The sequence below is a fragment of the Pseudonocardia sp. MH-G8 genome (genome assembly GCF_002262885.1).
In the GTDB taxonomy this organism is placed as follows: domain Bacteria; phylum Actinomycetota; class Actinomycetes; order Mycobacteriales; family Pseudonocardiaceae; genus Pseudonocardia.
Genome location: NZ_NKYF01000016.1, coordinates 17,699 through 29,978, shown reverse-complemented (window position 1 = coordinate 29,978; position 12,280 = coordinate 17,699). Strand labels below are relative to the sequence as shown.

Annotated in this window: 13 protein-coding genes; 8 read left to right on the top strand and 5 right to left on the bottom strand. The window is 74.7% G+C overall.

The window, feature by feature from the left end; translation table 11 throughout:
- Positions 1-52: 52 nt before the first annotated feature.
- Together cei and CFP66_RS48075 are read right to left on the bottom strand one after the other, a co-directional pair.
- Positions 53-715 carry an envelope integrity protein Cei gene (cei, locus tag CFP66_RS29010; RefSeq protein WP_094928380.1) on the bottom strand — a complete coding sequence of 221 codons (663 nt, stop codon included), beginning with the start codon at positions 713-715 and terminating at the stop codon, positions 53-55.
- Complete coding sequence (locus CFP66_RS48075; RefSeq protein WP_158228260.1) at positions 715-879, bottom strand: hypothetical protein; 165 nt, start codon at positions 877-879, stop codon at positions 715-717. The genes cei and CFP66_RS48075 overlap by 1 nt, the downstream gene beginning before the upstream one ends.
- A 249-nt stretch (positions 880-1,128) precedes the next feature.
- Between CFP66_RS48075 and CFP66_RS29005 the strand changes: the two genes are divergently transcribed.
- Entirely contained in the window at positions 1,129-1,431 is a 303-nt protein-coding gene (locus CFP66_RS29005) for a DUF4193 domain-containing protein (protein WP_094928379.1), read from the top strand.
- Positions 1,432-1,511: 80 nt separating this feature from the next.
- On the opposite strand, the gene CFP66_RS29000 is transcribed toward CFP66_RS29005, so the two are convergent.
- The gene (locus tag CFP66_RS29000) at positions 1,512-1,991 is read right to left on the bottom strand and encodes a DUF3093 domain-containing protein (protein ID WP_094928378.1); all 480 of its coding nucleotides are present in this window, start codon (positions 1,989-1,991) and stop codon (positions 1,512-1,514) included.
- A 107-nt stretch (positions 1,992-2,098) separates the two neighbouring features.
- On the opposite strand from CFP66_RS29000, the gene dut reads away from it, so the two are divergent.
- From dut to CFP66_RS28980, 4 genes are all read left to right on the top strand, one after another.
- The gene (dut, locus tag CFP66_RS28995; RefSeq protein ID WP_233159807.1) at positions 2,099-2,557 is read left to right on the top strand and encodes a dUTP diphosphatase; all 459 of its coding nucleotides are present in this window, start codon (positions 2,099-2,101) and stop codon (positions 2,555-2,557) included.
- Between the two features lie 32 nt (positions 2,558-2,589).
- Positions 2,590-5,601, top strand: coding sequence for a DUF3710 domain-containing protein (locus CFP66_RS28990; protein WP_143517416.1), 3,012 nt, complete (start codon positions 2,590-2,592; stop codon positions 5,599-5,601).
- A 188-nt stretch (positions 5,602-5,789) separates the two neighbouring features.
- Positions 5,790-6,173: an OB-fold nucleic acid binding domain-containing protein gene (locus CFP66_RS28985; RefSeq protein WP_094928375.1), complete on the top strand. Its 384-nt coding sequence runs from the start codon at positions 5,790-5,792 to the stop codon at positions 6,171-6,173.
- 22 nt (positions 6,174-6,195) lie between these two features.
- On the top strand, positions 6,196-6,846 hold the full coding sequence (locus tag CFP66_RS28980; protein ID WP_233159800.1) for a DUF3159 domain-containing protein: 651 nt from the start codon (positions 6,196-6,198) through the stop codon (positions 6,844-6,846).
- Between the two features lie 100 nt (positions 6,847-6,946).
- Here the strand turns inward: CFP66_RS28980 and CFP66_RS28975 are convergent, their stop codons facing one another.
- A complete protein-coding gene (locus tag CFP66_RS28975) occupies positions 6,947-7,603 on the bottom strand; it encodes a TrkA family potassium uptake protein (protein WP_094928374.1) in 657 nt (218 codons plus the stop codon).
- A gap of 5 nt (positions 7,604-7,608) precedes the next feature.
- Positions 7,609-8,271 (bottom strand): TrkA family potassium uptake protein, encoded by a 663-nt coding sequence (locus CFP66_RS28970; protein WP_094928373.1) that lies wholly within the window; start codon positions 8,269-8,271, stop codon positions 7,609-7,611.
- Positions 8,272-8,339: 68 nt separating this feature from the next.
- Between CFP66_RS28970 and CFP66_RS28965 the strand changes: the two genes are divergently transcribed.
- The 3 genes from CFP66_RS28965 to CFP66_RS28955 all read left to right on the top strand — a co-directional run bounded on the left by CFP66_RS28965 (position 8,340) and on the right by CFP66_RS28955 (position 12,174).
- Positions 8,340-10,388 (top strand): APC family permease, encoded by a 2,049-nt coding sequence (locus CFP66_RS28965; RefSeq protein WP_094928372.1) that lies wholly within the window; start codon positions 8,340-8,342, stop codon positions 10,386-10,388.
- A 128-nt stretch (positions 10,389-10,516) separates the two neighbouring features.
- Positions 10,517-11,671 (top strand): class I SAM-dependent RNA methyltransferase, encoded by a 1,155-nt coding sequence (locus tag CFP66_RS28960; protein WP_094928371.1) that lies wholly within the window; start codon positions 10,517-10,519, stop codon positions 11,669-11,671.
- Positions 11,668-12,174, top strand: a complete 507-nt coding sequence (locus CFP66_RS28955) for an ATP-binding protein (RefSeq protein WP_094928370.1) — start codon at positions 11,668-11,670, stop codon at positions 12,172-12,174. The genes CFP66_RS28960 and CFP66_RS28955 overlap by 4 nt, the downstream gene beginning before the upstream one ends.
- Positions 12,175-12,280: the final 106 nt, after the last annotated feature.

Sequence of the window (12,280 nt, the reverse complement as noted above, 5' to 3'; positions counted from 1 at the left end):
TTTTCCGGCCTCGGGACAGCAGTAAGGCTCCAAAGTGCGTGGGGTGCGGGGCTCAGCAGGCCGAGTCGCGTGCCTCTTCCACTAGTGCCGGGTCCACCGTCGGCGGCGCGGGGGCGGCGCCTGCCGCGTTCGGGTCGGCGTTGGCCGAGCCGTCGGACCCGCCGCCGGGCTCGGCGAGCTGCTCGAGCGCGTCGCGCGCCGCGGTGCTCGGGTTGAAGTCGCCGAACCCGGTGCCGACCGCGATGTCGACGACGCCGTCCTGACGGCCGTCGCGCACCAGCTCGGCGCACGGCAGCACCAGCGACAGCGTGCTCGCGGCAGCCTCGCCGCTCGGCCCGAAGCGCAGCTGGCCGTAGCACTCCATGTCGCCCTCGGGGAACAGCGGATCGTTGCCCGTCTCGGTGGTGGTGGGGAAGCCGAGGTCGCCGAGCTGGGCGGCCACGAGGCTCGCCTGGCCGCGCTGGCCGCCCGCGTTGAGCACCCGCGCGGACACGGCGGCCGGCGGGCCGGGTGCCACCCCGTCGAGAGCCTCGTCGTCCAGCACCTCGCCGGCGGGCGTGGCGGGCGTCGGGCAGGACGACGCGCCCGACGGCCCGGACGCGCTGACCAGCACGGTGGTCCAGGTGGCGATCGCGACGACGGCCAGGACGGACACGACGACGAGCAGCGGGCCTCGTCTGCGGCGCTGATAGGGCCGGGTGCGGGAAGCGGCCATCAGTCGAGTCCCCCCGCGAGCACCGGGTGGCCGAGCAGTGTGACGTTGCGGACCCCGTCGGCAGGACTGGAACGACCCGTACCGACCGGTCGCAGCGTGCCTCCCGTCCCGTGCGCGCCACCAGGGGCGGGAACGTCGACCGCGTGCTCGGGAGTGACAGCCACGCCCGGAACCCTAACCGCGCGGACGGCCGCCACCTCCGGGCGACACGGGGCGCCGGACGAGATCCCCGGGGCTGGGTTACCCTCTGCGCCCCGGGGAAGCTGTCGCCCCGAGCGGGGCCCCGATATCCCATCGCGGCCGAGTTCGGGGCCGGGTTGAGACGCGCATCACAGAACTGCCGGGCACAAACCCCGGTTCTGCGGCGTTGTCCAGCCGCACGACGACGACATGTGTGTAAGAGGGTGGGAACGATGGCGACCGACTACGACGCGCCGCGGCGCAACGAGACAGACGACATGGCCGAGGACTCGCTCGACGAGCTGAAGGCCCGTCGCAACGAGGCCCAGTCGGCCGTCGTCGACGTCGACGAGTCGGACACGGCGGAGAGCTTCGAGCTGCCGGGCGCCGATTTGTCCGGCGAAGAGCTCACGGTGAAGGTGTTGCCCAAGCAGGCGGACGAGTTCACCTGTGCGAGCTGCTTCTTGGTGCACCACCGCAGCAGGCTCGCCGAGAGCCGTGGCTCGCAGCTCATCTGCCGCGACTGCGCGGCCTGAGCCCCCCGTACGGGGGGAAGCACCGCTCAGCCCCGAACCGCATGCGGTTCGGGGCTGACGTGTGTGCGGGAGGGCGTCGCTCAGCGGCCGAGCGCGGCGACGAACTCCTCGGCGTCGCGCACGCTGAGGATCCAGTAGGGCGTGGGGGAATCGGGGTCGGTGACCTCGATCCGGACGAGCGGTCCGACCCAGGCCCGGTGCAACACGTGCGCGGTGGGATCCAGCTCCGGACCCATCGCCACCTGCTTGTCCTCGCGGGGCACGATCTCAACCTGCCCCACGTGGCGCAGCGGCAGGACCGCATCACCGGCCCGCAGCTCCCCGTCGGCCACCCGCACCCGGGTGCGGCCCAGCCAGAACAGGGCACCGAGGAACAGCGGGACGGTGATCGCGTAGCCGATCCAGGACCGGATGCCCGGGTAGCCCATGTGCACCTCGGCGCCGAGGAGGACCGCCACGCCGAGCACCGGTAGGTACCACCAGAGCGGCACCGACAACCGCTCGTCGAACCGAGGGGTGCCGGACGTCGCAGCTGGGGTGGCAGCCGGGTACTCGCTCACGGTGTCCGAGGGTAGCCTCGCCCGTCGTGTCCGGCCCCGTCGACGCTCCCCAGCACTCGCCGTTCGCCGCACCGCTCGCCGCAGCGCCGTCCGACGCCGCGGCCGCGGTGACGCTCGAGGTGCTCCTCACCCGGCTCGATACCGGCTTGCCCGCGCCGTCCTACGCACGGCTCGGCGACGCCGGTGCCGACCTGCACTGCACCACCGACGTCGTCCTCCCTCCCGGTGAGCGGGCCGTCGTCGGCACCGGTGTCGCGATCGCCCTCCCGGCGGGCTACGCGGGCTTCGTGCATCCCCGGTCCGGCCTGGCCGCCCGCACCGGGCTGTCGATCGTCAACGCGCCGGGCACCGTCGACGCCGGATACCGCGGGGAGATCCTCGTCTGCCTGATCAACCTCGACCCCCGCGAGGAGCTGCGGCTGAGCCGCGGTGACCGCATCGCGCAGCTCATCGTGCAGAAGGTCGAGCAGGTGCGCTTCGTCGAGGTGGAGCAGCTGCCGGAGTCGGAGCGCGGTGCCGGCGGGCACGGTTCCACCGGCGGGCACGCCCGGCTGGGCGGGCACTAGTGGCGCGTCGCGAGCGGGGCGCCTCGGGGACGGTGCTCGACGACGTGGGCGGCGGCGGCCTCGCGCTCGACACGCCGGCCGATCCCGGCCCGCTGACCGGCCCGCACGACGGCGACGACCTCGACCCGGAGGCCACGGATGCCATGGGGCGCGTCGACTTCGGCGCGCTCCGGGTGCCCGTCCCGTCGCGGGGCAAGGTCACGGTCGAGCCCACCGCCAACGGCCGCATGCAGGCCGTGCACATCACGATGCCGGAGGGACGGCTGTCGGTGAGCGCCCTCGCCGCGCCCAAATCGTCGAAGCTGTGGCCCGAGCTCTCCCGGGAGATCGACGCTTCGCTGCGGGACGGCGGCGCGACGGTGCGGTCGTTCTCCGGCGACTGGGGTCGTGAGCTCCACGCCACCTCCGGTGCGGCCACCTCCGTGTTCGTCGGGGTCGACGGGGCGCGCTGGATGCTCTACGGCGTCGCCACCGGCCCTTCGTCCCAGGCGGAGGCCCTCGACGGTGAGCTGCGCCGGGTGCTGCGGGGCACGGTCGTCATGCGGGGCAAGTCGCCCTACCCGGTACGGACGATCCTGCCGCTGGTCGTGCCGGAGCACCTGGCCGAGGCCGCCGACGCGCCGGCGGGGGAGCAGGCTGCGGGGCGGAAGGCGGGCCAGAAGTCGGGGGCCGGGAAGTCGGGGGTGCAGAAGAAGGCGGCGCTGGAAGCGGCGCAGAAGCAAGCCGCCGAGAAGAAGGCTGCGGAGAAGAAGGCTGCGGAGAAGAAAGCGGCGCAGAAGAGGGCCGCGCAGAAGAAGTCCGCTCAGGAGCGCGCCGCCCATCAGGAGTTCGGGCAGGCCGAGCACCCGGCGGAGGGGAGGCGGAGCCCTCGCACCGCTGCCGTGAGCGGACCCGTTCGGGAGCTGGACGGCGGCACCGGCGCGTGGCGGGCCGCGGAGGCGGACGCCGCCCGTGCCGCCGGAACAGGTGCGGATCAGGCGCAGGCGGCCCGGCGGACGGCAGCGGCGTCGTGGCGACCCGGACCTGCGGTGCCCCGGTCCGAGGGGCCGCCTCCGGTGGAGCCCGATGCCGCCGGCGGCCTGCTCCCGCCCGACCCGCCGGTGCGTCCGGCGGACCCGGGCGCGCGGCGCCTGCGCGAGCAGGGCGCAGGTGTGCAACCCCTCGAACGCCGCGAGCCGCTCGACGAGGGGTACGGCGCCGGCGCGGCACCGGACCCTGCCGTGGCCGGGCGGCGACGGCTGCGGGAGGATCCGGGACCGGTGGTGCCTGCCGCCGATCTCGACTCCGGCCCCGGGCGTCGCCACCTGCGTGAGCCGGAGAGCCCCCAGGTCCACGACGCCGCCCCCGTGGGCAGGCGCCTGCTGGGGGACCCGCCGGCCGGCGGGTCGACGACGGGAACGGGCAGGCGGCGGCTGCACGCGCCCGAGGCGGTCGAGGGAGTGTCGGGGACCGGTCGGCGGTCCCTGCGGGAGCCCGACGCATCCGCAGGGGACGTCTCGGCGACGGGTCGCCGGCGGCTGCGGGAGTCGGAGTCGGGTGTGTCGGGCACCGGTCGGCGGGCTTTGCGTGAGCCGGGTTCGGCTGGGGCGGATGTTTCGGGGACTGGTCGGCGGTCCCTGCGGGAGCCCGACGCATCCGCAGGGGACGTCTCGGCGACGGGTCGCCGGCGGCTGCGGGAGTCGGAGTCGGGTGTGTCGGGCACCGGTCGGCGGGCTTTGCGTGAGCCGGGTTCGGCTGGGGCGGATGTTTCGGGGACTGGTCGGCGGGCCTTGCGTGAGCCGGCTGTGGCAGACACCGACGTGTCGGCGACGGGCCGACGGCACCTGCAGGAGCCGCCGCCACCCAGCAGCGTGGAGGCGACCGGGGCACAGCAGTGGGAGCCCGCGCCCCCACCCGCGTCCTCGGGTGGTCGCAGGCGGCTCCGCGACGCCGAGCCGTCCGAGGGCCAGGCGGGCCGCCGTCGACGGGATCCCGATCTCTCCACGGTCCCTGCGGTCGATCCTCCTGCGGTCGACGTCCCCACCGTCGCGGCCCCCGGGATCGACGACTGGTCCCCGGACCCCGCCGGGACGGCGTTCCCGGGCCGGCCCGTGAACGGGAGCCGCTCGCCGGTGGAACCGGATCCCGTGCGGTCGTCGTGGTCGGGGGAGCCCACCGGGCTGGGAGGGCCGATCGAGGCGACGGCGGAGTCCGCCCCGGCGCCGGCTCCGGACCAGTGGCGCCCCCTGGATCCTGGCGCCGGCCTTCCGGCCGACGGGTCCCGTCCCGGCGGTCGGCGGCGCCTGCAGGAACCGGACCCCGACGCGAGCGGGTGGACCACCGGCCTCGGCCGCGGGGGAGGCGGCGACGCGGGGTGGTCGCCGGGCAACGAGCAGCAGTGGGAGCCGGACGGCCCGAGCGCCCTCGATGGCGCGTGGAACGGCGCGGCCGCGGACCGCTGGGACCCCGAGCCCGCAGCGCCCCTCCGGGAGCCCGATCCGGCGTCCCTCGACCCGTACGCGCCGCCTGCGTGGAGCGCGGGCCTCCCGGCCGGCGGCGGCCGGCGTCGACGACGCGAGCCCGACACCGCCGAGCCGGCGGAGGACCTGCTCGGTCTCCGTGCCGGCCCGGACGCAGCCCCGAGTGCGGACGCAGCCCCGAGTGGCGGGCGGCGTCGTCGGCGGGCCGCGCCGGAGCCGGACGAGGATCGTCGTCCGGACCTCGACCGTGGGAACCCCGACCGCGGCGGCCAGCGCACCCTGGGCTCCGAGTACCTCATCGGGACCAGCGAGCAGGACGCGTCCTGGGCGGCGTTCCTCGACCGCTTCGGAGCGCCCGACGCCGCAGTGGCCCCGGACGCAGTGGCCCCGGACGTGGCCGCCCCGGACGTGGCGGCCCCGGACGTGGCGGCCCCGGACGTGGCGATGCCGGACCGCGCGGAGGGCGACGGCGGTCGGCACGCCACCGGAAGCCCCGAGGTGGTGCCCCCCACGGAGCGCCTGCGCGCCCTCCTCGGGGACGTCGATCCTGCCCGCCCGCGCGGCCGCCACCACAGGGAGTCCTGACCCGCGATGACGAGCATGACCACCCGGACGAGCACGGCCCGCGTGCACCCGACGCGGCGAGGCGACCGCTCGGCGCTCGGCGGACGGCGGTGCGCGCCCGATGCCGCACGACGGGTGGCGCAGCCAGCAAGGGACGTTTCCGGCGGGTTACGCTTGGTGTTGCTCACGGGCCTCGAGCTGGGGGAGAAATGACCAGCACCGATGGCGGTGCCTTCCGCCGCATGCTGCGCAGGCTGACCAGCGACGTCGACCAGCTCGATGCCGACGACCTCTCCGAGGGTGCGCAGCGGTCGGGGGCGCAGCGTGCGTCCGACTGCGCCTGCGGGCAGGAGGTCACGATGCTCGGCCGGTTGCGCAGCGTAGAGTTCCGGCCACAGAACGCTGATGCCTCCTTGGAGGCGGAGCTGTTCGACGGCACCGACGGCGTCACGCTGATCTGGCTCGGCAGGCGCCGGATCCCCGGCATCGAGCCGGGCCGCACCATGCGCGTGCGCGGTCGGCTCGCCCTGCGGGACGGCCGGAAGGTGCTCTACAACCCTTACTACGAGATCTGCCAGGCGAGTACGACCTGAGCACCCGACACCGAGGAGCGCCGTGACCGCAGGCCCCACCCCGGAGCCCGAGACCGACGGCCGGCCCCGCGAGAGCGAGTTCCCTCCGCTGCTGGAGCAGATGGGCGGCGTGCAGGGCGTCGTCGCCTCCACGATCCCGGTCGCGGTCTTCGTCGTCACGAACATCCTGGCCGGGTTGCAGCCCGCGCTGATCGCGGCGATCGTGGCCGGCGTCGTGCTCGGGGTCTGGCGGGCCGTGCGCAAGCAAGCACTCCAGCCGGCCGTCTCGGGTCTGTTCGCGGTGGGGATCGCCGCGTTCATCGCCTACCGCACCGGCGAGGCGCGCGGCTTCTACCTGCCCGGGCTGCTGTTCAGCGCCGTGTGCGGGCTCGCGTTCCTGGTCTCGGTGCTGGTCCGCCGGCCGCTGGCGGGCGTGGTGTGGCATGCCATCAACGGCCACGACCAGTCCTGGCGGGCCGATCGCAGGCTGCTGCGGGCCTACACGTTCGCCAGCGTCCTGTGGACGCTCGTGTTCGCCGCCCGCGTGGTCGTGCAGGGTTGGCTCTACAACGCCGACGAGGCCACCTGGCTGGGCATCGCCCGGCTCGCGATGGGCTACCCGCTGGTCGGGCTCGCGCTGCTGGGCACGGTCTGGGCGGTCCGCAGGGCGGGCCGGGAGCCGTCGCCCGCCTGAGACCCCGCCGTTCGCCACTGGATCATGCGACGACGGGCCTGAGCCGTACGCCAGGGTCCTCGTGACCGCGCTGACGTGCTTCTCGCGCGCCGGCTCGTCGTCACCGGGCCAGAGCGGCGTGGATCTCCTCCTCCACCGCGGAGGTGGCCACGAACAGCAGCTCGTCGCCCGGCTCGAGCGCATCGTCGGACTGCGGGACGATCACGCGGCCGCCGCGCAGGATCACCACGAGCGCGGAGTCGGGGGGCAGTCGCAGGGCCTTGACCGGCCGCCCGGCCAGCGGAGTGTCCTCCGGGAGGGTGACCTCCACGAGGTTGGCCTGACCCTGCCGGAACGTCATCAGCCGCACGAGGTCGCCGACGGCCACGGCCTCCTCGACGAGCGCGGCCAGCAGCCGTGGGGTGGACACCGCGACGTCGACGCCCCAGTTGTCGCTGAACAGCCACTCGTTGCGCGGGTCGTTGACGCGGGCGACGACGCGCCGCACCGCGAACTCCGTCTTCGCCAGCAGCGAGACCACGAGGTTGACCTTGTCGTCGCCGGTGGCGGCGATGACGACGTCGCAGCCCTCCATCCCGGCCTCCTCCAGCGAGGCCAGCTCGCAGGCGTCGGCGTGCACCCATTCGGCGCGCTCCACCGCCTCCGGCTCGATGTTCGCGAGCTCGCGTTCGATGAGCATCACCTGGTGCTTGTTCTCCACGAGCTCCAGTGCGATGGACCGCCCGACGGCTCCGGCACCCGCGATCGCGATGCGCATCCTCCTCAGCCCTCCTGCGGGGGTGCGGCGGCCGCCGCGGTGACGTCGCTGACCGTGCCCGAGACCGCGGCCACGTAGACGGTGTCCTCGGCCTGCACGGCGGTCTCCGGGCCGGGCAGCACGCCGGTGCCGAAGCGCACGATGAACGCCACCCGGCATCCGGCCGCGGTCTCCAGCTCCCGCACCGAGCGGCCCACCCAGTCCTCGTGCACGGGCAGCGGCAGGATCGCGACGGTGCCGGTCGGCTCGCGCCAGGCCGAGGCGACGCCGTCGGGGAGCAGCATCCGCATCAGCCGGTCGGTGCTCCACGGCACGGTCGCGACGGTCGGGATGCCGAGCCGCTCGTAGACCGCGGCGCGCTTCGCGTCGTAGATCCGGGCGACGACGCGCTCCACGCCGAACGTCTCGCGGGCGACGCGCGCGGAGATGATGTTGGAGTTGTCCCCGCTGGAGACGGCGGCGAACGCCTGGGCGCGCTCGACCCCGGCCTCGACGAGGACCTCGCGGTGGTAGCCCTCGCCGATGACCTGGGTGCCCCGGAAGTCCGGGCCCAGCCTGCGGAAGGCCTGCCGGTTGCGGTCGATCACCGCGACCTCGTGGCCGAGCCGCTCGAGGCCGGCCGTCAGGGCGGAGCCGACACGGCCGCACCCCATGATCACGACGTACACGCACTTCCTCCCAGGGGTCGCGGGAACGCTATCGCGTCGCCGCGCCGCGCACCGCATAGGCTTTCGCGGTGCCCAAGCTCGGCGTCGCCGTCAAGCGCGTCCTCGTCGGGCGGCCGCAGCGCAGCGACCGTCTCGCCCAGACCCTGCTCCCGAAGCGGATCGCGCTGCCCGTCTTCGCCTCCGACGCGATGTCCTCGGTCGCCTACGCGCCCGAGGAGATCTTCCTGACGCTGTCGGTCGCCGGCCTGTCTGCGTACGTGTTCTCGCCGTGGGTCGGGCTCGCCGTCGTGGTCGTGCTGCTCACGGTGGTCACCAGCTATCGGCAGAACGTGCAGGCCTACCCGTCGGGCGGCGGCGACTACGAGGTCGCCACGGTGAACCTCGGGCGCCGCGCCGGGCTCACGGTCGCGAGCGCGCTGCTCGTTGACTACACGCTCACCGTCGCCGTCTCGATCTCCGCGGCGGCGGCCAACGTCGGGGCGCTGGTCCCCTTCGTCGCCGAGCACCGGGCGGCCTTCGCGGTGGTGGCGATCCTGCTGCTCACCGCGATCAACCTGCGCGGCGTGCGCGAGTCGGGCGTCGCGTTCGCGATCCCGACGTACGCGTTCATGCTGGGCGTCGGCTCGATGATCATCTGGGGTCTGACCCGCATCCTGGCGTTCGGCGAGGACGTGCGCGCCCCCAGCGCCGATCTCGAGCTGGTCGCCCAGGGCGACGCGCTCACCGGCCTCGCACTGGCGTTGCTCGTGCTGCGCTCGTTCACCCAGGGGTGCGCGGCGCTCACGGGCGTCGAGGCGATCAGCAACGGTGTGCCCGCCTTCCGGAAGCCGAAGTCGCGCAACGCCGCCGCCACGCTCCTGCTGCTCGGCGGGATCTCGGTGGCGCTGTTCTCCGGGCTGATCGTGCTCGCGCAGCTCACCGGAGCCAAGATCGCCGAGTCTCCCGCCACCCAGCTCGTGGGCGCCCCGTCCGGCTACGTGCAGCAGACGCTGGTGGCGCAGCTCGCCGACGCCGTGTTCGACGACTTCCGCGTCGGCTTCTACTTCGTCGTGGTGGTCACCGCGCTGATCCTCGTGCTCGCCGCCAACACCGCCTACAACGGCTTCCCGGTGCTCGGGTCGATCCTGTCTCAGGACCGCTACCTGCCCCGCCAGCTGCACACCCGCGGCGATCGGCTCGCCTACTCCAACGGCATCCTCGTGCTGGCCGCCGTGGCGATCGTGCTGGTCGTCGGGTTCCAGGCCGAGGTCACCCGGCTCATCGCGCTGTACACGGTGGGTGTGTTCACCTCGTTCACGCTCAGCCAGGCCGGGATGCTGCGGCACTGGAACCGGCTGCTCGCTCGCGAGACCGATCCGGCCGCCCGGCGCCGCATGTATCGCGCGCGGGCCATCAACGGGTTCGGTGCGGTGCTGACGGGGGTCGTGCTCGTCGTCGTGCTCCTCACCAAGTTCACCCGCGGCGCCTGGATCGCCATCGCCGCGATGGCCGTGTTCTACGTGCTGATGCAGGCGATCCGGCGCCACTACGACCGCGTGTCGGCCGAGCTGGTTGCCGGCGAGCCCGACACCGTGCTGCCCTCGCGCAACCATGCGATCGTGCTGGTGTCCACGCTGCACAAGCCGACGCTGCGCGCGCTCGCCTACGCCCGGGCCACCCGCCCGGACGTGCTGGAGGCCGTCACGGTCAACGTCGACGACGCGGACACCAAGCGGCTCATGCGTGACTGGGACAAGCGCCGGCTCCCGGTGCCGCTCAAGGTCGTCGAGTCGCCCTACCGGGAGATCACCAAACCGGTGCTGGACTACGTCAAGCGCATCCGCGGCGACAACCCCCGCGACGTCGTCACGGTGTTCATCCCCGAGTACGTCGTCGGCCACTGGTGGGAGCAGATCCTGCACAACCAGAGCGCGCTGCGGCTCAAGGGCAGGCTGCTGTTCCAGCCCGGGGTGATGGTCACGAGCGTGCCGTGGCAGCTGCGCTCGTCCGAGCGGATGGTCGCGCGGCGGCCGGAGACGCCGCCCGGATCGTCGCGGCGCGGTTACGAGCCCGTCACCCGCGACCCCGGGACGCCGCCGCCCCCGGCGAAGACGGCAACCGGGCAGCGGCGCACGTGAACGAGCGCGAGCGGGCCGGTGCCGTTCCGCGGGGGAGGCGCGCAGGGAGCGAGGAACGAGCGACCGAGCACCGGAGGAGCGGGGCGGTGCCTGAAGGGCCCGCGAGCCGCCGGAGCGGAGCGGAGGCCATGGACACGGACTGGACCGACCGCTTTCTGGAGCTCGAGGTCGGGCCCGTCGCCCACGGCGGGCACTGCGTGGCCCGGCACGAGGGCCGCGTGGTGTTCGTCCGGCACGCGTTGCCCGGTGAGCGGGTGCTCGCCGTCGTCGTCGAGGACGGTGGCGGGGCCTTCTGCCGGGCCGATGCGGTGTCCGTGCGGGAGGCGGCACCGCAGCGGGTGCCCGCGCCCTGCGTGTGGGCGCGGGCGGGCGGCTGCGGGGGCTGCGACTTCCAGCACGCCGACCCCGCCCTGCAACGCAGGCTGAAGGGCGAGGTGCTCGCCGAGCAGTTGCGCAGGCTCGCCGGGATCGAGCGCGCGGTGGAGGTCGAGGAGCTGCCGGGTGGCGCGCTGGGCTGGCGCCACCGGGTGCGGCTGGCGGTCGACGCGGTGGGCCGGCCGGGGCTGCGTGCGCACCGCAGCCACGACGTCCTGCCGATCGCCGACTGCCCGATCGCGCCCGCGGGGGCGCTGCCGCCGGTTCTGGAGCGCCGGTTCGAGCCGGGCGGCGAGGTCGAGGTGGCCGTCGACGCGGAGGGCGATGTGCACGTCGGCGCAAGCGGCCCGGTGGTGCAGCGCGCCGCCGGGCGGGAGTGGCGGCTCACGCCGGGCGTCTTCTGGCAGGTCCACCCGGCGCTGCCGGACGCGCTCGCGAGCGTCGTGGGGGAGTGGGCGGCCGCACCGTCCGGCGGCACGGCGTGGGATCTCTACGGCGGCGTCGGGCTCTTCGCCGCGGTGCTCGCCGGGCAGGTCGGGCGCGACGGCGCGGTCACGGTGGTCGAGTCGGCGCGCCAGGCCGTGGCCGACGGTCGTGCCGCGCTGGCCGACCTGCCCCAGGTGGGCTGGCGCGTCGGACGGGTCGAGCAGGTGCTCGGCGGGCTCACCGGCCGTCCCGACGTGGTGGTGGCGGACCCGCCGCGGCGCGGGCTGGGCCGCAACCTGGTCGAGGCGCTGTGCGCGCGGGAGCCGGACCGCGTCGTGCACGTGGCGTGCGACCCTGCGGCGCTCGCGCGGGACCTGTCGTTGTTCACCGGGCGCGGCTACCGCCTGGACGAGCTGCGTGCGTTCGACGCGTTCCCGATGACGCACCACTTCGAGTCGGTGGCCCTGCTGAGCCGGGTGTGACCGTCCTGGTCGTGCTCGCCGGGCTCCCGGGCAGCGGGAAGTCCGCGCTCGCCCGCCCGCTGGCCCGGCGGCTGGGGGCCGCGCTCGTGGTGGTGGACCTCCTGGAGGACGCGATGCTGCGGGCCGGCGTCGACGGGCCCACCGGCCTCGCGGCCTACCTCGCGGCCGAGGTCGTTGCCGACGACGCGCTCGCCGCAGGCGTGCCGGTGGTGGTCGACGCCGTCAACGCGGTCACGCCTGCGCGGGAGCAGTGGCGCGCGCTCGCGGAGCGCCGCGGCGCCCGGCGGGCCGTCGTGGAGGTCGTGTGCTCGGACCCGGCCGTCCACCGCGCGCGGTTGCAGGCCCGCGCCCGCGGCCTGGCGCTGCGCGAGCCCACCTGGGCGGACGTGCGTGCCCGCGAGTACGAGCCGTGGAGCGAGCCGGTACTGCGGCTGGACTCGCTGGACGACGCGGAGGCGAACCTGGAGGCGGCGCTGGCCCACGTGCGGCCGGCGCCCGCCTGACGGCCCGGCCGGTCTGCTGGCACACCGATCGTGGCGCTCACGCACCGACTGCAGTCAGTGCGTGAGCACCGAAGTCGGTGCGCGGACGCGGATGTCGGTGCGCGGA